Below are 21,549 nucleotides of genomic sequence, written 5' to 3' on the forward strand. Positions count from 1 at the left end.
TAAGAAGCGTAAATCTTGCCTGACCATTGAGAAAAAATAAAAAATACCAGTCGGGCGAGGACTGGTAAGAGGAAGAAAAATAGTTTTGGTATGACGTTAGCATAGCCGGTCAAAGTAAAATGAACCTTAAAAAGTAGAAAGTTTCTTGTAAGAAGTCCTTATTCGTCAAAGGTTTCCAGCTCAGACAGTATTTTTGCGGGGACTTCTGATTGAGGGACTTCGTTGGGACCCGAGATGACACGGGTTTTACTGATCTCTGCTTTGACTAAGGTATTTGGCGCGAATGGCTTCACATTTTCACCAGAAAGATCATAGGTCATGAGTTCTTTCTCGCCGTTTTTCTTAACAAACTCAAACGTGTACTTATACGTAAAGGAGCCATCGATTTTTTCACCGGAATCGCTGTACGTTTGGGTCTTTTCTGGGACTTTGTTGGGCGTGATGGCATAAGCCGTTATCCCTTGATAAGTTGTTGTGTAGTACGTGTAGCCAAAGTAGCCACCTACTGCTAAAATCAAAACGCCAAGCGTCAAAAGTAGTTTTTTCATGTGCATCGATCCTTTCAATTACTGGGTTTACTATAGCATGATGGAGCCAAAATCATTCATCGAAATGGATAACAATATTGTAAGTTTACTGATTATCAACAAAAAGCTTGTAACTTTCTGTTTAACAATTGTGATAATGAAAAATATTTCTGAAACCTTCCTGCAATATTGTAATGTTATTCTCTTACTTGTGCCCGATAGCGGGACAAATAATCAAAAGAGAGGTTTTTTCATTTGAAAAAATTTGCATTTACAGTTGTTGCAGGATTTGGTTTATTCGTTGGAGGAACAGTTGTTTCAGCAGCAGAACAAACCCATGTTGTCGAACCAGGAGACACCCTATCTGGGATCGCTGCTACTTATCAAACAACGGTCGAAGATCTTTTAGCTTTGAATGATTCGATCGAAAATCCCAATATGATTTTTGATGGCGAAACATTGTTGGTTTCTAACGATGGCCAATCAGTAGAAAACAAAGAAACAAGTACGAAAGAAAGCACAGAAAAAAGTGAATCTACAGCGACTGCTAACGTGAGTCAAACCCGTTCAAGCATTCCTGGTGCTGGTTCTGGTGTCTTGAATCCAGTGGACGGTATCAACTACTTCAATGGTGTGAGAGAATCGTACTACTCACAAAAAGTCTTGCCTGGAGGCGGATTGAACATCCCTGGTCGCCATGTAGCATCAGACGGAACCATCCGTGATGCCGATGGGTACATCGTTGTTGCCAGTGACAATCAACCGAAAGGTTCGACCGGTCAATCATCCTTAGGTGCCTATAAAGTCTATGACACAGGTGTTGGTCATAGCGGTATTGATGTTTATACGAATTGGTAAGCAAGTAGAATACGAGTAGAGACGAGCGCATTTTAGAGCTCGTCTTTTTTTGATTGGCGAGAAAAAATCGTCATCTGGTCTAGACTAATTATTGTAATCAAACACAACCTGTGGTATTATTGGACTATACCAAATAGAAACGGAGCGCTGATCATGGAAATTATTCGCGTTAAAGATGCTGCTCAAGGCGGAAAGAAAGCTTTTGAATTGATACAAGAAGGTATGGCAAATGGCGCCAAGGTGCTAGGTTTAGCAACAGGAAGCACGCCAGAGACCCTTTATGCAGAAATGACTGCCAGTGAAGTTGATTTTTCAGAAATGACTTCAGTCAACTTAGATGAATACGTAGGACTAGGCGGCGAAGACGAACAAAGCTATCGCTACTTCATGAATGCTCATTTATTCAATAAAAAACCATTCAAAGAAACCTTCGTACCAAACGGTAAAGCGGAAGACTTAGAAGCAGAATGCCAACGCTACGATAGCGTGATTGCGGATCACCCAGTTGATATCCAAATCTTGGGTATCGGTCAAAACGGACATATCGGCTTCAACGAACCTGGTGCATCCTTTGAAGGAACGACCTCAGTCGTTGATTTGACTGAATCGACTATCAATGCCAACAAACGCTACTTTGATAAAGTCGAAGACGTCCCAACGACGGCGATTTCCATGGGGATCGGTTCAATCATGCAAAGCAAAAAAATCATTTTGATGGCATTTGGCGAAGTCAAAGCGGATGCAATCCAAAAAATGATCGAAGGACCCGTAACCAACGAATTACCAGCTTCAGTTTTACAAAAGCATGATGACGTGATCGTGATCATCGATGAGGCTGCTGCCAGCAACCTGTAAAACAAAATCAGCCCTTTTCAGAAATAAGTCAGAAGGAAAAACGCGCCATCCTTGCAGCTTCCCCCTGCGCTTGTGCAGTAATGCCAGCGCAGCTGCGAGCGATGGTTCGGATCTATCTTGCTTATTTCTGAGGAGGCTTTTTTTATTTGGCCGCTCTAGCGATGTTTTTTCCTTTTTTCCATCAGAGATGCTATAGTTAAAAGAGAGAATACGAAGAAAAGAGGGATGCAAATGGTTGATATGCATTTATCCATTCCTGAAGTAGCACTGAGGTTGCTGTTGGCGATGGTCATGGGTGGCGCGATTGGGTACGAGCGGCAGTACAAAAGCCGACCAGCTGGTCTTAGAACCCATATCTTGGTTTGCATGGGGGCTTGTGTCATTGCTTTGATCCAAGTGGAGATCGCCACAGGTGCCATGCGAGATGCGCTGGATCATCCAGATTTAGCAGGCGTGATTCGTTCGGACGAAGCACGATTGATTGCGCAAGTCGTCAGCGGGGTCGGTTTTCTAGGTGCCGGAACGATCATTGTGACGAAGCGCTCGGTGACGGGGTTGACGACGGCTGCTTCTTTATGGGCGATCGCCGGTTTAGGAATTGCCATCGGGATGGGCTTTTACACCATCGCATTAAGCAGTTTTATCGGGATCTTCTTTGCATTGACGATCGTTAAGCGGATCGTCCGCGTACCAACAGCAAAGAAATTAGAAATCCAATACATCCACCGCACCGAGACCAAAGAGTTTTTGACGGAGTACTTCCAAGAGAAAAATATCGTGATCGAAGATGTCAATTTTGATGTCAAATTCATGGAAGACTATCGCATTTATACCAATATTTATACGATTGATCTTCCGCGAGGACTAGGCTTTTCTGAAGTGATCGAAGAATTGTCTGTCTACAAAAATGTCACGAAGATCCGCTTGGTGGATATTGCTTAACGGATATTGAATCAAAAAGCAGCAAGACACCTCACGTTAGTGAGATGCCTTGCTGCTTTTTTTATGATGCGTTAGACATTTTTAAGTAAAAGAAACACACAGTCAAAATAACGATCACGATTGAAGTCAGCAAATTGACCCCTTCATTCGTTACAAAGGAAAGACCGCCGACTTGCTTGGTGGCAACGTCGTGGTGGACTTTTTTTTCGGTGTATTGGTGACAGACAGGGCATTGATAGCGCACCTGAATCGTTGCGCCCAGTAAGCTGTCCAAGAGACTACCGCAAAAGCCTAAGACAGTCAAGGTCAACCAGAGATCAAAGGAGAACGGCTTGCCGTTCAACCATAAGGCTGTTGCGAATAAACCAGTGATGGCGAGACTCCCTGCTAGGGAAGCGGCAGTTCCCAACCAACTGACACCGCCGGAAAGTCCCGGTGGTAATTTTTTTCCCGTTAGTAAGTGACGCGGTGCACTTGGACTCAGCACGCCGATTTCTGAGCCCCAAGTGTCAGCCGTACAGCTAGCGATTCCCGCCACAAATCCCCAAAGGAATAGCGGTTCTTTCGTCCAAAAGGCAAGCAGTAGAGCAAAGATGCTTGGTGCGATGTTCGCAAAGACTTGTTTTGCATCACGGCGAGCACCTTTGGCAAGCACAGCTAACTCTGGCTGACGGCGCATTTTCTTTAAAAGACCAATGATGCCAGAGCTGGCAAAGAAAAATCCAATCAAAAAGATGCTGTACCACGGACCAAAGCCAATGACCAGTGTGCCGCAAAGAATCGCAGCCAGTGCGCCAGAAATAGTCAGCCACTGAAAGACGAATGCTGCCGCTGCAACGAATATGCTGGCAAACAATCCTAGCATGAATTGATAAAAGAAAACCATTTGAACACTCCTTTGCGTATAGTGTAGCATAGGTCTCATTTATTTTACCGCAGTTAACAAAATAATAGTAAGGAAGATAGCTTTTTACTCGTCAAATGAGAGCGTTTCATTTAAGCTAAGGGAGAGAGGTGATCCAATGAAAATCATTATCGTAGGCGGGTCCTTTGGTGGTGTCAGCTGCGCCCGTGAAGCACGCCGATTATACCCTGACGCAGAGATTTTATTGATAGAAAAAAAAGCCCATCTTGGGTTTGTTCCAAGCGGTTTGTTATTGCTGATCGAAGGCAGGATCGCTTCACTGGATGAAGCATTCTTTTGTACGAAGGAGCAGCTGGAGGCAGAAACAATCGACGTAGCCTTAGAAGAAACCTTTCTAGAAGTCTTTCCTTCTGATCATCGGATTCGGACGGATCAGCGGGAACTAAGCTATGATCGACTCGTCTTGGCGGCAGGTTCCAGTCAAGATTCCACTGTTTTGCCGCAACCAGAAGAAGCACTACTGACCTACAAAGAATATGAAGCAGCGAAGCATTTCTTACAGCAATTGCCCCAAGCAGAGTCGATTACCATCGTCGGTGCTGGTCAAGCCGGGATGGAAGCGGCGAATACCTTAACGATGATCGGCAAAAAAGTCAGTGTGATCGAATCAATGTCGTATCCTTTATTCAAATACTTTGATCGCGATTTTTTGCAGCCCTTTTTAACGGAGATCGAAAAAATCCCCAACTTGCAGCTGCATTGGTCGGAGCCAACTTTGGCAGTCGTTAAAACGGAAACAGGCTTTCGGATCGAAACCGCCGATCAAGGTTATGAAAGCGATCTGGTATTGACGACAGTTAACGTTCATCCTCGCTTGCCAGAGGCATTTACGGTCTTTGAATTACACAGTGATCAAACTATCTGGACAGATGCCTACTTGGAAACTTCTGCCACGGATATTTTTGCGGTCGGCGACTTGATCCAAATTCCAAATGCTATTACGAAAGACACGGTCTACATGCCCTTAGTCAATAATGCTGTTCGCTCAGGGATTGCGGCAGCTCGCAATCTAGCAAACAAAACGACCCCGTTTCGTGGTGGATTGCGGACAGTCGGTACACAATTGTTTGAGTGGTATTTAGCCAGTACCGGCTTGACCGAGTCGGATCAGTTTTTCTATGAATCACCGATCGTTTGTCACACTTTTACGACTACCGTTTCCCTTTTTGATTCGACGCAGGTCCATGGAAAAGTGATGATCGAACAAGCCAGCGGCCGAATCGTTGGTGCGCAGCTATTATCAAAAGCCAATATTTTGGAAAAAATCAATTTACTAGCATTTGCGATCGAGCAGCAGGCAACGATGGAGGAGCTGACCCAAAAAGACTTTTTCTTCCATCCACGGTTCACGAATGTGTTGGATCAAACCTTCATATGGTCGGGAAGTGATGCCGATGAGACTTGATCAGTTATTAGAAAAAAAAGAAGCAAAACAATTGCAGCTGCTCAAAAAGCTTTTACTGGTGGGCGGAAAAATGGAGACGCACGAGCTGGCGAGCTATCTTGGTATCAGTAAGCCTTCCTTGGAAAAATATGTGGAGGAGTTGCAAGATGAGCTGGCTCACTACCAAGAGCAGTGTCGATTGTATTACCGAAATGGTTCACTGGTTTTTGAAATGAGTCCCACCTTTTCTCTTAACCAAATTGAATGGGCATTTTATCGTTCGGCATTGAAATTTCAAATTCTCGAGCATCTTTTACAACATCAAGAAGTGACGACTGTCCAGCTGGCACAAAAATTAGCGGTCAGCGAGTCATCCTTGTTTCGCAAAATCAAAGAGCTAAATGGCTTGCTAGCAGAATTTGAATTAGAGATCTGGCAAGGAAAGCTGATTGGGGAAGAAACGCAGATTCGTTATTTCTATTTTGAACTCTTTTGGTATGTTCATTCTTTTGACAGTCAGCCATTACCGATCGATGAGAAATATGTCGGTCTGATCACTCGCGGCCTGAACATGCGTTTTACGAAAGAAGCCCAGCAGCGCTTGTCCCTATGGCTGAGGATCATGAAAGCGCGACTGAAAATTGCTACTCAATCCTTTCAAGTTTTACGGGAGAAAATGGCATCTTACATGAAAGACCCTTTGTTTCAACAATTACGTGAGTTGGTATTTCGTGGGTTTGGCCATTATGCATTAGAAGTCAGAGAAGAGGAGGCGATGCTGCACTTTGTCTTTTTACTGTCGTTCTCGGTGTTATCCGAACACGATCTGCAAGTGTATATGTTGCAGCGTTCTCGGTTTACGCCAACTGCCTTGACGGATACCTTGATTTTGGAACATATTTTGCATCTCTACCGCCCATCGTTTGTTCCCCGTGAAATCGAAGCCACTTGTTATGGGCACCTGCTGCAGATCCACAGCCGCGTGTATTTTTTCAAAGGGGATGTGGAGGTTTTTGATCGAGAAAATATTTGGCAGTTAGAAGCGCAGCTATCTAGTCGTAACATCCAGCAAATCAGTCACGAATTATTAGATAAGGCCCTAGCAGAGTTAAATATCAAGCCGTCCGATAAAAATAGTCTACTGATGATGACGATGGTCAAATACTTGAGCGTGATCACGATCATCGATTATCAAATCAATCGGGAGTTTCGCGTCGGGATCGCTTTGAAAATGGATGAACTGTTTAAAGAAGCCCTCTACTATATGTGGCTGCTGTATCTCAAAAATTTGAATGGCGTAGTCGTGGAGCGCTATCGCCCGGAACAAGAATATGACTTGATCTTGGCAAATTATGCTATCGAGACGAAAACACCGACTTATCGAATCAGTGAACTAGGTACCGCTTATGATCGGGAAACGATCAAAAAAATGATCCGCGAACGCTTTCAATAGTGGATTTCGTCAATTTCTTAGAAATTTGAAAAAAAATTGACGAACCACATAGCGAAAGTTCAGCTAAAATAAAAGCAAGTCAGAAAGCGCTAACAAGAAAAGCGTATAAAAAACTAAAGGGAGCGAATCAAATGGCAGAAAAAAATTATGTAATGGCGATCGACCAAGGAACCACTAGTTCAAGAGCAATTATTTTTGATCGTAACGGGAAAAAAATCGGCAGTTCACAAAAAGAGTTTCCGCAATACTTTCCAAAATCGGGTTGGGTAGAACACAACGCCAACGAAATTTGGAACTCTGTCCAATCAGTCATCGCAGGGGCATTTATTGAATCAGGTATCCGACCAGAAGCAATCGCTGGCATCGGGATCACTAATCAGCGTGAAACGACAGTGGTTTGGGACAAAACGACAGGGCAGCCAATCGCGAATGCAATCGTTTGGCAATCCCGCCAATCTTCACCGATCGCTGACCAATTAAAAGCAGATGGCCATACAGAGATGATCCATGAAAAAACTGGGTTAGTCATTGATGCGTATTTCTCAGCGACCAAGGTGCGTTGGCTTTTAGACAATATCGAAGGGGCACAAGAAAAGGCGGATAATGGTGAGCTACTCTTCGGAACGATCGATTCATGGCTTGTGTGGAAGCTGACAGATGGACAAGTCCATGTTACCGACTACTCAAATGCTAGCCGGACGATGCTTTACAACATTCATAAATTAGAATGGGATCAAGAAATTTTGGATCTTTTGAACATTCCAAGCTCGATGCTACCAGAAGTCAAAAGCAACTCAGAAGTCTATGGTCACACCCGCAGCTACCATTTTTACGGCAGTGAAGTACCAATCGCCGGAATGGCTGGAGACCAACAAGCCGCCCTCTTTGGACAAATGGCCTTTGAAAAAGGTATGATCAAAAATACTTACGGCACTGGGGCATTTATTGTCATGAATACGGGTGAAGAACCACAATTGTCTGACAATGACCTACTGACGACCATCGGGTATGGTATCAACGGCAAAGTCTATTATGCTTTAGAAGGAAGTATCTTCGTTGCTGGATCAGCGATCCAATGGCTGCGGGATGGTCTACGCATGATCGAGACTTCGCCACAATCAGAAGAAATAGCTGCCAAAGCAAAAGGTGATAATGAAGTGTATGTGGTGCCTGCCTTTACTGGATTGGGTGCACCTTATTGGGATTCAGATGCAAGAGGAGCCGTCTTTGGCTTGACTCGTGGGACGACGAAGGAAGATTTTGTTCGGGCAACACTGCAAGCTGTTGCGTACCAATCAAAAGACGTCATCGATACGATGAAAAAAGATTCCGGTATCGATATCCCATTGCTGAAAGTCGATGGCGGGGCAGCCAAAAACGATTTATTGATGCAGTTCCAAGCGGACATTTTAGACATTGACGTGCAACGAGCTGCGAATCTGGAAACAACCGCATTAGGTGCAGCTTACTTGGCAGGGCTAGCGGTTGGCTTCTGGAAAGACTTGGATGAATTGAAATCAATGGCAGAAGAAGGGCAAATGTTTACGCCAGAAATGCCAGCAGAAGAAAGAGACAATTTGTACGAAGGTTGGAAACAAGCGGTGGCGGCTACTCAGACCTTCAAATTCAAAGCGAAGAAAGAAGGCGAGTAAGCCATGACCTTTTCTCAGAAAGATCGGAAGGAAACCATTCAAGAAACGGCAAAGACCACCTATGATGTGTTGATCATCGGTGGTGGGATTACCGGCGCAGGGGTTGCTGTTCAAACCGCAGCCGCTGGAATGAAGACGGTGCTTTTGGAAATGCAGGATTTTGCCGAAGGGACGTCCTCGCGGTCCACGAAACTCGTTCATGGCGGTATTCGCTATTTGAAAACCTTTGACGTGGAAGTGGTCGCTGACACCGTGCGGGAACGGGCGATCGTTCAACAAATTGCTCCGCATATCCCGAAACCCGATCCGATGCTTTTACCGATTTACGATGAACCGGGGGCAACCTTCTCCTTGTTTTCTGTTAAAGTGGCGATGGATCTTTATGATCGCTTAGCGAATGTGACAGGCAGTAAATACGAAAATTATCTGCTGACGAAAGAAGAGGTCTTAGAACGCGAACCTCAGCTGCAGGCGGAAAACTTAGTCGGTGGCGGTGTCTATCTTGATTTTCGCAACAACGATGCCCGCTTGGTGATCGAAAACATCAAACGTGCACAAGCCGATGGGGCAGCAATGATCAGTAAAGCCAAAGTCGTCGGCATCTTACATGATGAGCAAGGCATCATCAATGGGGTAGAAGTGGAGGACCAACTGACAAACGAGCGCTTTGAGGTTCACGCCAAAGTCGTGATCAACACGACAGGCCCTTGGTCAGACATCGTTCGTCAATTAGACAAGAATGATGAGCTGCCGCCACAAATGCGTCCGACGAAAGGTGTCCATTTAGTGGTCGATCGGGAAAAACTAAAAGTGCCGCAACCAACCTATTTTGATACTGGGAAAAATGATGGTCGGATGGTTTTTGTGGTACCAAGAGAAAACAAGACCTATTTTGGCACAACCGATACGGACTATACAGGCGATTTTGCCCATCCGACGGTCACACAAGAAGATGTCGATTATCTACTGACCATCGTGAATGAACGCTTCCCACATGCACAAATCACCCTTGATGATATCGAAGCGAGCTGGGCTGGTCTACGTCCATTGATTACGAATAATGGCGGTTCTGATTACAATGGCGGCGGTAAAGGCAAACTATCGGATGAAAGCTTTGAGCAGATCGTTGAAAGCGTCAAAGAGTATCTTGCAGATGAGCGGCAGCGACCAGTTGTAGAAAAAGCCGTAAAACAAGCACAAGAACGAGTAGAAGCCAGCAAAGTGGATCCATCGCAAGTTTCTCGCGGCAGCAGTTTGGAACGCTCAAAAGACGGACTATTGACGTTGGCAGGCGGAAAAATCACCGACTATCGTTTGATGGCGGAAGGAGCAGTCAAACGGATCAATGAATTGCTTCAAGAAAGCGGTGCTTCCTTCGAGTTAGTGGATTCAACCACGTACCCAGTTTCTGGTGGGGAGCTTGATGCAGCCAATGTAGAGGAAGAATTAGCGAAGTTGGCTGACCAAGCGCAAGCCGCTGGGTTCAATGAAGCAGATGCGACGTATTTGGCTCATCTTTATGGGTCGAATCTTCCCCAAGTGTTGAACTACAAGACGAAGTTTGAGGGCTTAGATGAAAAAGAAAGCACTGCCTTGAACTATTCCTTGCATGAAGAAATGGTTCTGACGCCTGTCGATTATCTATTGCGTCGGACCAACCATATCCTATTTATGCGAGATACCTTAGATGAAGTCAAAGCCGGTGTCGTTGCAGCTATGACCGACTTCTTTGGCTGGGACGAGGAAGAAAAAGCAACCCATGTAGCAGAATTGAACCAAGTGATCGCAGAATCAGATTTAACAGCCTTAAAAGGAGGAAAAAAAGATGAATGAAACAACCCAGATCTTTAGTGAATTTCTAGGAACGGCTATTTTGGTTTTGTTAGGGGATGGTGTGTGTGCGGCTGTCAATCTGAAAAAGAGTAAAGCGGAAGCCTCTGGCTGGATCGTGATCGCGATGGGCTGGGCGACAGCGGTAACGATTGCCGTTTACGTTTCAGGGTACATGGGACCTGCTCACTTGAATCCAGCCGTTACATTAGGCATGGCGATGACAGGGAATTTTTCTTGGAGCTTAGCTGTACCGTTTATGCTGGCGCAGATTGCTGGTGCGATCGTAGGGGCAATCCTCGTTTGGCTCAACTACTTGCCATTATGGGATGAAACAAAAGACCAAGGCGCGATTTTAGGTACCTTTGCAACAGGGCCTGCAGTTCGTAATTTAGTATCGAATACGATCACTGAAGTAATTGGTACCTTTGTCTTAGTCTTTGGCTTATTGGCTTTTGGTGCCAATACCTTTACGGATGGATTAAATCCCATCGTTGTTGGGATCTTGATCTTAGCGATCGGACTGTCGCTTGGTGGACCAACTGGCTATGCCATCAACCCGGCACGGGACTTAGGACCACGGATCGCTCACCAAATCTTACCAATCAAAAACAAAGGGACTTCCGATTGGGGCTATGCGTTAGTACCAATCATCGGTCCAATGATCGGTGCAGCGATCGCAGCTGGTTTGTTTATGATGTTGCCATTATAAACGATGTTATTTTAAGGATGGTGCCTATTGGTATCATCCTTTTTTAATCTTTAGCGATTGTCATTGAATTTGCTAAAAAAACATGGTTAAATGAAAAAGCTGAAACAGAACGAAGGAAGGAGCTTTTGCGTGAAAAAAATTCTGCGCTTTTTCATGTGGGTGGCGATTGTCCTGATCGGACTCTTAGCTGCCGTTTTTCTGGCTTTTCAACTCTCCCCACGACCGGGGGCTTTTTTGATCGGTCATCTGTTTAACCAAGAAGTGACCATCAAGGATGAGGCAGCTTATCAAAAAAGTTTGCCGAATGTGACGGTCAAACAGGACTTGACGTATCAATCGGATTATCAACGCAGTACCTTTGATCTATATTATCCCAAAGAGGCACAAGGCCCTGTTCCCATCATTTTTTGGGTCCATGGGGGCGGCTATGTCGGGGGAGACAAAGAAGGCGTCAAAGAGTTTGCGACCTATGTCGTCGATGAAACCAAAGCCGCTGTGATTTCGATTAATTATGAATGGGCGCCAAGTTTGCATTATCCGGGACAGGTCAAACAGTTAGCCCAAGCGGTAGACTCGATCAAAGCAGATGCCCAAGCATACCCCATGCTTGATTTCGATCAACTCTTCTTTGGTGGAGATTCTGCAGGTGCCCAAATTGCCGGGCAATATGTGGCGCTGCAAACCAATCCAGCGTATGCGAAGGAAATGTCCTTTGATAAAGACATTCCTGCATCGGCCCTGAAAGGGTTTATTTCCTATTGCGGCCCCCTTGATTTGAAGCAGATCGTTGGAACTTCTTCGGATGATCGTTTTATGAAATTCTTTGTTAAAACAGTGGCTTGGTCGTTATTAGGCAAAAAAGAATGGCAAGATAGTCCCCAACTGCAGGAGATCTCACTGGTGGATAAATTGACGGCTGATTTTCCACCAACGTATATCACTGATGGCAACGCCTATTCCTTTGAAGACCAAGGCATTGCCTTTGCCAACCAGCTACAAGCTCTTGATATTCCCGTGACAAGTCGTTTTTACAAAGGGGATTCGGAAACGGTGACCCACGAATACCAATTTGATTATAGCTTGCCACAAGCACAGGCCTGTTTGACAGAAACATTGACCTTTATCAAAGACCAGCTGGCTCACTAAAAAACACCTTGTTTCTCACCCTCTATTGGCGAGAAACAAGGTGTTTATTTGTAAGCAAATCAATCAAGTCCGATGAAGTAGTCATCGTCTTTCATCGCTTCCACGGAACCAAGCAGATACCCGTTCCCAACTTGTGAGAAGAAGTCGTGATTGCTGGTACCAGTTGAAATACCGTTCATGACGATTGGATTGACATCGTTGGCGGTGTCTGGGAAAAGCGGGTCTTGTCCTAGATTCATCAAAGCCTTATTGGCATTGTAACGCAAGAAGGTTTTGACTTCCTCGGTCCAGCCGATCTCATCGTATAATTCTTCGGTATAACGCTCTTCGTTTTCATACAACTCATACAACAAGTCGTACATCCAGTCTTTCAGCTTTTGCTGTTCGTCTTCTGGTAATTCGTTGAAACCTAATTGGAATTTGTAGCCAATATACGTGCCATGAACGGATTCGTCACGAATGATCAATTTGATGATCTCCGCTACGTTCGCTAGTTTGTTATTGCCTAAGTAGTAAAGGGGTGTATAGAAACCTGAATAGAATAAGAAGGTCTCTAGAAACACACTGGCGATTTTTTTCTCTAGCGGTGTCCCATTTTTGTAAATCTCATTGATTCGTTCGGCTTTCTTTTGTAAGTAAGGATTGGTATTGGTCCATTCAAAAATATCGGCAATCTCCGCTTTTGTATTCAAGGTGCTGAAAATCGATGAATAGCTTTTTGCATGGACAGATTCCATAAATTGGATGTTGTTCAAGACCGCTTCTTCATGTGGGGTGCGGACATCTTTACGCAGTTGATCCATACCGCTTTCTGATTGAACGGTATCTAATAAGGTCAAGCCGCCAAAGACGTAGCCCACTGTCGTTTTTTCTAATGGTGATAGCGTCCGCCAATCATCAAGGTCATTTGATAAAGGGATCCGCGTATCTAACCAGAATTGTTCTGTTAATTTTTCCCAAGTGGATTTATCGATGATATCTTCAATCTCATTCCAGTTGATTGCTTCATAGTAAGTCTTACCCATAGTCGGTTCCTCCAATAATCGTATCAAGACAACAGCCGACCCGCTCTCAAGAAAGAGCAGGGGCAGGCGGTTGGTTCGTTTTCAGGCAAAAGTTGGATTAGATGACACAGCTTTCACATTGGTTGCTGCCGATCTCTTCTGCATCATCTGTAAAGGTCCGTATATAGTAGATCGATTTGATGCCTTTGTGGAAAGCGTAGTGACGCAAGATGTTCAAATCACGGGTGGTTTGTTTTGTCGTTTCTTTCCATTCGTAAAGACCTTCTGGAATATCTGAACGCATAAACAAGGTCATACTCATCCCTTGATCGACGTGTTTTTGAGCAGTTGCGTAAACATCGATCACTTTGCGCATATCCATATCGTAGGCTGATTTGTAGTAGCCGATCGTCTCATTGCTCAAGTATGGTGCTGGATAGTAGATCTTGCCGATTTTCTTTTCTTGGCGTTCTTCGATCATCCGAGTGATCGGGTGGATGCTGGCACTCGTATCATTAATATAAGAGATCGAACCATTTGGTGCAACGGCTAAGCGGTTTTGGTGATACAAGCCGGTTTCTTTGACGGTTTGTGCCAAGGCTGCCCAATCTTCACCAGTTGGTAAAAAGACGCCTTCAAACAATGCTTTGACTTTTTCCGATTTTGGTTGGTAGTCACCTTGGATATAGTCAGTGAAATAGCTGCCATCTGCATAGGCTGATTTTTCAAAGTTATGGAAAACTTCGCCTTTTTCTTTGGCGATGGCATTGCTTTCAACCAATGTCCAATAGTTCAACAACATGAAATAAAGATCAGTAAATTCAAGAGATTCTGGTGAACCGTATTCCATTTGATTTTTTGCAAAATAGGTATGCAAGCCCATTGCGCCTAAACCGATCGTGTGGTTCAAGGCATTCCCATTTTGGATCGATGGTACCACGTCAATGTCAGACGCATCAGTAACAAAGGTCAAGGCACGAGTCATTGCTCGAACAGATTTCCCAAAGTCAGGGCTGTCCATCAAGTTCACGATATTGGTGGAACCTAAGTTACAGCTGATATCTGTTCCTAAAACCTCGTATTCTTGTTTGCCGTTGATTTCAGATGGTGCTTGGACTTGAAGGATCTCGGAACAAAGATTACTCATGATGATCTTGCCATCGATTGGGTTGCTGCGGTTTGCGGTATCGATATTGATGATATAAGGATAACCAGATTCTTGCTGCAATTTAGAAATTTCGTTTTCTAAATCACGGGCTCTGATTTTGGTTTTGCGAATCCGTGGATTCATAACTAAGTTGTCGTATTCCTTGGTGATATCGACATAAGAGAAGGGTACGCCATATTCTTTTTCGACACTGTACGGACTAAAGAGATACATCTCTTCATTTTTACGCGTCAATTCGTAGAATTTATCAGGTACGATCACGCCTAATGATAAGGTTTTGACACGGATTTTTTCATCCGCATTTTCTTTTTTCGCTGATAAAAAGCTGATGATATCTGGGTGGAAGACGTTCAAGTAGACTACGCCAGCCCCTTGCCGTTGACCCAATTGGTTTGAATAGCTGAAGCTATCTTCAAACAATTTCATTACAGGCATTACACCACTTGCTGCACCTTCGTAGCCTTTGATAGGAGCGCCGGCTTCCCGCAAGTTTGATAATGTGATCCCGACACCGCCGCCGATCCGTGAAAGTTGCAGCGCGGAGTTGATCCCACGACCGATCGCGTTCATGTCATCAGTGATTTGGATCAAGAAACAAGAAACCAATTCACCCCGACGTTTGCGTCCTGCATTCAAGAAAGAAGGAGTTGCTGGTTGGTAACGTTGGTAGATCATTTCATCTGCCAAGCTCATGGCTAACTCTTCATTGCCATCCGCAAAGTAAAGGGCGTTGAAAGCGACCCGATCTTCGTAACGTTCTAGATACGCGGTACCATCATTGGTTTTTAGTGCGTATTGTGAATAAAACTTGTAAGCAGCCATAAATGATTTGAAAGTAAAGTGTTGCTCGTCTAAGAATTGATACAAGTCCTCAATAAAAGCAGGACGGTACTTTTTGATAAATTCTTCTTCTAAATAATCATTTTCAATCAAATAATTGATTTTGTCCATTGCAGTCGCAAAGGTTAAGGTGTTTGGTTCAACGTTTTCTTTAAAGAATGCCGCTAGGGCTTCTTTGTCTTTATTTAATGGAATTTGACCATCTACTGGACGGTTGATCTCATTATTCAATTTGAAATAACTGACATCTTTGATTTCTTTCAAGCTCATAAATGGCTAACCTCTTTTCTTGTTTTGTTCGTATAAAAAAGGACTTGCGGTCTGGACGACTGACAAATCCCTCAAAAGCATCACATTGAGAAAAATCTTAGCTCGCTAATTGACGTAGTTGATCTGGACGGAAACCGATGATCGTTTGCGCATCAGAGGTAATGACTGGCACACTTTGGAATCCTTGTTCTTTCAAAAATTCTAATGCTTCAGGCTCATTATCGATATTGATTTCTTCAAAGGCAATCTGATTTTCACTTAAAAAGCGTTTCGCCATTTTACATTGCATGCAGTTGTTTTTAGAAAATAGTTTGATATTCATAATTGTTTCCTCCGAGTTGTAATAGTTATAAACCTAGTATAAATAAGTCTCGGAGAAAGTCAACGAAAAAACACTATATCTTGTGCTTGTGAATTCGACATACACAATTTATAGTGTTTCTGTGTTTTTTATGCAAATGAAAAAAGCGGAAAATACGTAGAATTACAAGGTTTTTGCGTAATTATTAGAGGGGATATGCAATCAAAATGAGTAAAAAAAATCTCCATTGTGAAGGAAGATTCAAAGTTAAGTCGAAAACAGATTGACTTCCTGTGGAAATGGCTCTATTATAATGATAATCATTCTCAATTAAAGTTGGTTAATTAAAACAACACTTCACAAAAGGAGTAAGAACCAATGAAAATGGCGCAAACTCGGGCTTCTGGGACATACAAAATCGACTCGTTCGCAACAACCAAAGAAATCACGGTTCATTTAAACGATCTTGGCATTCGCACGGGCGTTGAAATCGTTGTGATACAAAAAGATCGCAAAGGCGGCATCATTTTGCACCAGGGAACGCGGATTGCTTTAGATGCAAGGGTCATGGAACAAATCGATGTCACAGAGATCCAGCAGCAAACCGTCATTACCTCTTTGGATCAGCTACAAGTCGGTGAAAGCGGGAAGGTCAATCAGATTGGTGCAAAAGGTGCTTTGCGCCGTCGTTTGATGGATATGGGTCTTACGAAAAACGTTCATTTGGAAGTAGTGAAACTGGCTCCATTGGGTGATCCAATGGAGATTCGGCTCCGCGGCTATGAATTGTCTTTGAGAAAGCAAGAAGCAGCGTTGGTTTTTGTCGAAAAAGGAGTCGAAACGGTATGACCTATCACTTTGCATTAGCAGGAAATCCCAATAGCGGGAAAACAAGTACTTTCAATCAATTGACTGGTGCCAAACAAACAGTGGGCAATTGGCCGGGTGTCACCGTAGAACGTAAAGCGGGGCGACTGCGAAAAGACCGGCACGTGTTGATCCAAGATCTGCCCGGGATCTATTCCTTGTCGCCTTATACGCCGGAAGAACTGATTTCCCGCAATTATTTGATGGAAGCATCGCTGGATGCGGTAATCAATATTATTGACGGAACTAATCTTGAGCGAAATCTGTATTTAACCTTGCAATTATTAGAAATGAATGTTCCCACCGTGGCAGCCATCAACATGATCGATCTATTAAAGAAAAAAGGTTTGCAGATCAACTTCGAAAAATTGGCTTACGGATTAGGGATTCCGGTAGTGGGGATCAGTGCTTTGAAACAACGTGGTTTAGCCAAAATGATCGAGGCAGCGAAGCACGCAGTCAACACACAACAGCTCCCTCCCCGCTACGATGATCGTTTAGAAGCTGGCTTGACCGAGATCATGGCGATTTTGCCAGAGACGATCCCTCAGCAGCAAAAACGCTGGTTTGCCATAAAACTCTTTGAAAAAGATGAAGCGATTCAAGCAATGTGTAAACTGACTGATTCCCAGCAAGCAGTCCTTCAGGAGACGATTTCGATTTTAGAGATGATCTTTAAAGACAGCAGTGACGCCATTCTCGTTAATGAGCGCTATGGCTTCATTGAAGAATTGTTGGCGCTGGCAGTCATCAAGGAAACAGATCAGCACTTAGCCTTCAGCGACAAAATCGACCGCGTGTTGACCCATCGCGTATTGGCACTACCGATTTTTGCCTTCATTATGTGGGGAATCTACTATTTATCGATTCAGACGATTGGCACGATCGGCACCGATTGGGTCAATGATGTATTATTTGGCAGCTGGATACCCGAAACAGCAGCGCACTGGCTAGAACAGCTGCGGGTCGCCCAGTGGCTGCAAGAATTGATTTTGGATGGCATCGTGGCAGGGGTCGGTGCGGTCTTAGGCTTTTTGCCGCAGATTTTCGTGTTGTTTTTTTGCTTGGCTATCTTGGAGGACTGTGGATACATGGCACGGGTGGCATTTGTCATGGACCGGTTGTTTCGCAAATTTGGTCTATCCGGCAAGTCGTTTATCCCTATGTTGATTGCCACAGGCTGCGGCGTGCCGGGGGTGATGGCAAGCCGAACGATTGAAAACGAAAAGGATCGTCGGTTGACGGTGATGGTCACGACCTTCATGCCTTGTTCTGCCAAATTGCCGATCATCGCATTGATCTCCGGAGCCTTTTTCCCTCATTATAGTTGGGTCGCACCATCGGCCTATTTTGTCGGCATGGGCGCTGTGATTTTTTCAGGGATCGTCTTGAAAAAAACGCCGCTTTTTGCAGGTGATCTGGCACCATTCATTATGGAACTGCCAGCGTATCATTTGCCGCAGGTCAAAACGATTTTGAAAAGTGCCTGTGATCGAGCCATTGCTTTTGTAAAAAAAGCCGGTACGATAATTTTTGTAGCTTGTATCTTTGTCTGGTTTACCTCCAGCTACAGCTTTACCTTGCAGCGGGTCAGTGAAGACCAAAGCATTTTGGCCTTTTTCGGTCGACTTTTGGCGCCACTTTTCGCTCCCCTAGGCTGGGGAACTTGGCGAGGCGCCGTGGCGACGATCACTGGCTTGGTGGCCAAAGAAAATGTGATCGGCACATTCGGGATTCTCTACGGACAAACCGGTGAGTTGTCAGAAAGTGGGACGGAGATTTGGCAAGTGTTGCGCGGCGATTACACTGCTGTGGCGGCATACTCTTTCCTCGTCTTTAATTTACTATGTGCCCCCTGTTTTGCTGCCATCGGTGCGATCCACCGTGAAATGGGGGACAGCAAGTGGACATGGTTAGCCATTGGCTATCAATGTGGCTTGGCATACTGCGCCAGTTTGTTGGTCTACCAATTCGGACACGTCATCTTTGAAGGCGGACACCTCACGCTAGGTGTTTTCGCGGCAATAGTCGTTACTGGTCTATTGGTATTTGCTCTGGTGAAGAAACCATTCCGAGGGAGTGCGCCCTTGATCCAAGTCGTAGGAGGCGAAAAATGATTGCTACAGTAATTCTAAGCGGACTGATTTTTGGCTATGGCGGCCGTGTGGTTTACCGCATGGTGAAAAAGGATCATTGTTCTGATTGCCACAGCAGTTGTCCCGTGAAGCATGAGGAAGCAAAGTAGAAAATAGCAGTTGCAAGTAAAAATTCGTGTGAAAATACCTACGGCTAGAAATACAATTAAAACGGTAGATCTATAGCCATGAATAGAGTGTTTGCCTTAAGAAGTTCTTAGTTTATTTAAGAGCTTCTTTTTTTGTGGATGCAAGCAAAAGATCTGTCCATTTTTGGTTCACTTTTTCCTTGATAGAATAAGTTTTGTGAACTGCTCAAGAAGGTTATCGAGAAAAACTGGAGGCAAATAAAAAAAATAGCCAGTATACCTGGTCTTTTTGAGAAGAGCAGTTCACTTAATCTGGGAGCGTGTACAAACATGTGGTCTAAAATCGTCTATTCAGGCCGAAACTTTTCACTTATAGTGTGTGTATAGGAATTATCTCGAGAAATTCTTTACTAAGACCTAAAGAAATTTTTTAGAAAGGAAATTGTCGTTTGCAAACTACATTATTAACAAAAGAAAACATTTTACTTCAGCAAGAGAGTACCAGCTGGCAAGAAGCAATCAAAAAAGCTGCCCAGCCGTTATTGAGGAATGGCAACGTTACAAAACAGTATGTCGAAGCGATGATTCAATCCGTCTTAGATGCCGGGCCGTATATCGTGCTTATGCCTGGATTTGCTTTGGCGCATGCCCGATCAGAAGATGGGGTTTGTCGCTTAGGACTAAGTGCGATGACATTAAATACCCCCATCTCATTTGGTTCGCCCAATGATCCAGTGAAAGTCATTTTCTGTTTGGCAGCGATAGACCCGACCAGTCATTTGGAGCTGATGGGTGAGTTAGCAGAAGTTTTAGCAAGGGACAGTATCATTGATCGTTTAGCAAATGTGGAGACACCAGAAGCATTTATACAACTATTAGAAGAAACGAGGAGTTAAGATGGGATTCTTTCAAAAAAAGAAAAATGATGCATCGATCCAATCAGATGCAAAACCTAAGGCGAGTAATGGCAAGAAATTTTTGATAGCGGTTGCATGTCGTGCGGGGATGGGAAGTTCAACGCTGCTTCACATAAAAGTAAAATCAGTGATTGAAGAAAACGGCTATCCCATTGAAACGATTCATGGAAATCTAGACGTTCTCATTGGTTTTACCGGCGATGCCTTTATGAGTATGGCAGATATCGCAGCGGAACCTGATTTTCAAAACAAACCTTATGAAGTCATAGGCATTCAAAATATTATGAGTAAAGAAGAGATCCAAGGAAAACTAGAAACATTTCTTGAAACGATGCAAACAAAATAAATTGATGGAGCGAGGAATAAATTGAATGGCAATTTTAGTAATGAACCAATTCAGAAATACTGCTGTGTTGCTAATGATTTTGGCTTTGATCGGGTTACTTGCACAAAGAAAGCCTGCGAAGGAGACCCTGAGCGGTGTCCTCAAAGTGGGCATTGGGTTTATGATTTTTAATATTGGTGGAGGTCATGTAGGAACGATTGCTGCAAATTTCGCCACGTTGTTTCAGACCGCATTTGGTGTTCAAGGGACGGTTCTAGCAGTAGAGCCTGCTACAGCGTTAGCTATGGATGTATATGGTTTTGAAATATCAATGATTATGGGGCTAGGGTTCATATTCGGATTAGTTATTGCGAAATTGACGCCTTTAAAATCAATTTTCTTAACCGGTCAGCATTATCTTTTCTTTGCTGCTGTCATTGGGTTGATTTTTATTTCGAATGGTATGCCCACTTGGGTAACAGTTATCTTTGGTTCTTTGGTGCTAGGTTTTGCAGGAGCAGGGTTGCCCAAATTGGCTCAGAAATATACAGATGAGCTGACAGGTAATGCAGGGGTTGTACTAGGTCACTTTAACTTGATTTTTTACTGGTTCTCAGGTGTCATCGGCAGTGTCATTGGCGGGAAAAATTGGCAAGCAAAGAAAGAGAAAGCAGCCAATCGCGAGCTTCCTGATTTCTTCTCCGTATTCCGAGATTTTGTCTTCTCTGTTGCATTTTTCATGATTATTCTTTTCTACATTGCAACGATCGCAGCAGTTTTAAGTGGTCATATGGATGTCGTTCAAGAAATGGCTGGCAACGACTTATGGTTCTTGTATCCGTTGATTCAAGGGTTGCAATTTGCGGCGGGGATGTCTGTACTGATTTATGGTGTGCGTCAATTTATTGCTGAATTAACAGCTGCCTTCGTAGCGATCTCTGAAAAATATATCCCAGGATCAATGCCGGCAGTAGATGTTCCTGTGTTTTTCCAATATGCGCCAACCATGGTTCCTGTCGGTTTTATTACCTCGTTTATAGGTGGGTTAACAGCGACGTTTGCCATGGCTGCTATGGGTTCTCCCGTTGTGCTTTTGCCAGCAGCTGGGATCGCTTTTTTCTCGGGTGGAACCATGGGTGTCTTTGGTTCAATAAGAGGCGGGTTGAAAGGGGCGATCATCGCATCCTTCTTAGGCGGTATTTTGCTGACTGCATTGCCTTTGGTACTTTTCCCAGCTTTTTCTGAATTAGGCATCACAGACGCTGGATTTCCTCAAATCGACTACAATATTATCGGAATTTTACTAGACAAAATCTTAAAACTATTTAGTTAAAAAGTATGATTAGCAA

20 protein-coding genes are annotated in these 21,549 nt (G+C 44.0%); 15 read left to right on the plus strand and 5 right to left on the minus strand.

The window, feature by feature from the left end:
• Nucleotides 1-158: 158 nt before the first annotated feature.
• Nucleotides 159-548, minus strand: coding sequence for a DUF1093 domain-containing protein (locus tag IGI86_RS03270; RefSeq protein WP_005237494.1), 390 nt, complete (start codon nucleotides 546-548; stop codon nucleotides 159-161).
• A 234-nt stretch (nucleotides 549-782) separates the two neighbouring features.
• Here IGI86_RS03270 and IGI86_RS03275 point away from each other — a divergent pair, with 234 nt between their 5' ends.
• The 3 genes from IGI86_RS03275 to IGI86_RS03285 all read left to right on the plus strand — a co-directional run bounded on the left by IGI86_RS03275 (nucleotide 783) and on the right by IGI86_RS03285 (nucleotide 3,182).
• Entirely contained in the window at nucleotides 783-1,385 is a 603-nt protein-coding gene (locus IGI86_RS03275; protein ID WP_016611944.1) for a LysM peptidoglycan-binding domain-containing protein, read from the plus strand.
• 153 nt (nucleotides 1,386-1,538) lie between these two features.
• The gene (nagB, locus tag IGI86_RS03280) at nucleotides 1,539-2,240 is read left to right on the plus strand and encodes a glucosamine-6-phosphate deaminase (protein ID WP_005225171.1); all 702 of its coding nucleotides are present in this window, start codon (nucleotides 1,539-1,541) and stop codon (nucleotides 2,238-2,240) included.
• 231 nt (nucleotides 2,241-2,471) lie between these two features.
• The gene (locus IGI86_RS03285) at nucleotides 2,472-3,182 is read left to right on the plus strand and encodes an MgtC/SapB family protein (RefSeq protein ID WP_008377072.1); all 711 of its coding nucleotides are present in this window, start codon (nucleotides 2,472-2,474) and stop codon (nucleotides 3,180-3,182) included.
• 61 nt (nucleotides 3,183-3,243) lie between these two features.
• Here the strand turns inward: IGI86_RS03285 and IGI86_RS03290 are convergent, their stop codons facing one another.
• A complete protein-coding gene (locus tag IGI86_RS03290; protein ID WP_430617737.1) occupies nucleotides 3,244-4,068 on the minus strand; it encodes a DUF92 domain-containing protein in 825 nt (274 codons plus the stop codon).
• Between the two features lie 136 nt (nucleotides 4,069-4,204).
• Between IGI86_RS03290 and IGI86_RS03295 the strand changes: the two genes are divergently transcribed.
• From IGI86_RS03295 to IGI86_RS03320, 6 genes are all read left to right on the plus strand, one after another.
• A complete protein-coding gene (locus tag IGI86_RS03295; RefSeq protein ID WP_430617738.1) occupies nucleotides 4,205-5,512 on the plus strand; it encodes an FAD-dependent oxidoreductase in 1,308 nt (435 codons plus the stop codon).
• Nucleotides 5,502-6,944, plus strand: coding sequence for a helix-turn-helix domain-containing protein (locus IGI86_RS03300; RefSeq protein WP_269924424.1), 1,443 nt, complete (start codon nucleotides 5,502-5,504; stop codon nucleotides 6,942-6,944). The genes IGI86_RS03295 and IGI86_RS03300 overlap by 11 nt, the downstream gene beginning before the upstream one ends.
• 131 nt (nucleotides 6,945-7,075) lie before the next feature.
• Nucleotides 7,076-8,596 (plus strand): glycerol kinase GlpK, encoded by a 1,521-nt coding sequence (gene glpK, locus IGI86_RS03305; RefSeq protein ID WP_086293308.1) that lies wholly within the window; start codon nucleotides 7,076-7,078, stop codon nucleotides 8,594-8,596.
• A gap of 3 nt (nucleotides 8,597-8,599) precedes the next feature.
• Nucleotides 8,600-10,429 (plus strand): type 1 glycerol-3-phosphate oxidase, encoded by a 1,830-nt coding sequence (glpO, locus tag IGI86_RS03310; RefSeq protein WP_223080497.1) that lies wholly within the window; start codon nucleotides 8,600-8,602, stop codon nucleotides 10,427-10,429.
• On the plus strand, nucleotides 10,422-11,138 hold the full coding sequence (locus IGI86_RS03315; protein ID WP_005225178.1) for an MIP/aquaporin family protein: 717 nt from the start codon (nucleotides 10,422-10,424) through the stop codon (nucleotides 11,136-11,138). Before glpO ends, IGI86_RS03315 begins: the two co-directional genes overlap by 8 nt.
• A 90-nt stretch (nucleotides 11,139-11,228) precedes the next feature.
• Nucleotides 11,229-12,284 (plus strand): alpha/beta hydrolase, encoded by a 1,056-nt coding sequence (locus IGI86_RS03320; protein ID WP_269924343.1) that lies wholly within the window; start codon nucleotides 11,229-11,231, stop codon nucleotides 12,282-12,284.
• A 59-nt stretch (nucleotides 12,285-12,343) separates the two neighbouring features.
• Here the strand turns inward: IGI86_RS03320 and nrdF are convergent, their stop codons facing one another.
• The 3 genes from nrdF to nrdH form a co-directional block, all read right to left on the minus strand.
• Nucleotides 12,344-13,309, minus strand: a complete 966-nt coding sequence (nrdF, locus tag IGI86_RS03325; RefSeq protein ID WP_005225180.1) for a class 1b ribonucleoside-diphosphate reductase subunit beta — start codon at nucleotides 13,307-13,309, stop codon at nucleotides 12,344-12,346.
• Nucleotides 13,310-13,406: 97 nt separating this feature from the next.
• Nucleotides 13,407-15,566: a class 1b ribonucleoside-diphosphate reductase subunit alpha gene (nrdE, locus tag IGI86_RS03330; protein ID WP_140966253.1), complete on the minus strand. Its 2,160-nt coding sequence runs from the start codon at nucleotides 15,564-15,566 to the stop codon at nucleotides 13,407-13,409.
• Between the two features lie 97 nt (nucleotides 15,567-15,663).
• Nucleotides 15,664-15,888, minus strand: a complete 225-nt coding sequence (nrdH, locus tag IGI86_RS03335) for a glutaredoxin-like protein NrdH (protein ID WP_005225182.1) — start codon at nucleotides 15,886-15,888, stop codon at nucleotides 15,664-15,666.
• Nucleotides 15,889-16,245: 357 nt separating this feature from the next.
• Between nrdH and IGI86_RS03340 the strand changes: the two genes are divergently transcribed.
• From IGI86_RS03340 to IGI86_RS03365, 6 genes are all read left to right on the plus strand, one after another.
• Nucleotides 16,246-16,716, plus strand: a complete 471-nt coding sequence (locus IGI86_RS03340; protein ID WP_077454022.1) for a FeoA family protein — start codon at nucleotides 16,246-16,248, stop codon at nucleotides 16,714-16,716.
• Nucleotides 16,713-18,851, plus strand: a complete 2,139-nt coding sequence (gene feoB / locus IGI86_RS03345; protein WP_413132743.1) for a ferrous iron transport protein B — start codon at nucleotides 16,713-16,715, stop codon at nucleotides 18,849-18,851. The genes IGI86_RS03340 and feoB overlap by 4 nt, the downstream gene beginning before the upstream one ends.
• Nucleotides 18,848-18,979, plus strand: coding sequence for a hypothetical protein (locus IGI86_RS03350; RefSeq protein ID WP_005237465.1), 132 nt, complete (start codon nucleotides 18,848-18,850; stop codon nucleotides 18,977-18,979). The genes feoB and IGI86_RS03350 overlap by 4 nt, the downstream gene beginning before the upstream one ends.
• 428 nt (nucleotides 18,980-19,407) lie before the next feature.
• Nucleotides 19,408-19,854 carry a PTS sugar transporter subunit IIA gene (locus tag IGI86_RS03355; protein WP_016620574.1) on the plus strand — a complete coding sequence of 149 codons (447 nt, stop codon included), beginning with the start codon at nucleotides 19,408-19,410 and terminating at the stop codon, nucleotides 19,852-19,854.
• 1 nt (nucleotide 19,855) lies between these two features.
• On the plus strand, nucleotides 19,856-20,221 hold the full coding sequence (locus tag IGI86_RS03360) for a PTS sugar transporter subunit IIB (RefSeq protein WP_005237463.1): 366 nt from the start codon (nucleotides 19,856-19,858) through the stop codon (nucleotides 20,219-20,221).
• Nucleotides 20,222-20,246: 25 nt separating this feature from the next.
• Nucleotides 20,247-21,533 carry a PTS ascorbate transporter subunit IIC gene (locus IGI86_RS03365; protein ID WP_413132742.1) on the plus strand — a complete coding sequence of 429 codons (1,287 nt, stop codon included), beginning with the start codon at nucleotides 20,247-20,249 and terminating at the stop codon, nucleotides 21,531-21,533.
• Nucleotides 21,534-21,549 lie beyond the last annotated feature (16 nt).

This window comes from Enterococcus sp. AZ188 (genome assembly GCF_050544075.1).
Taxonomy (GTDB): domain Bacteria; phylum Bacillota; class Bacilli; order Lactobacillales; family Enterococcaceae; genus Enterococcus_D; species Enterococcus_D entomosocium.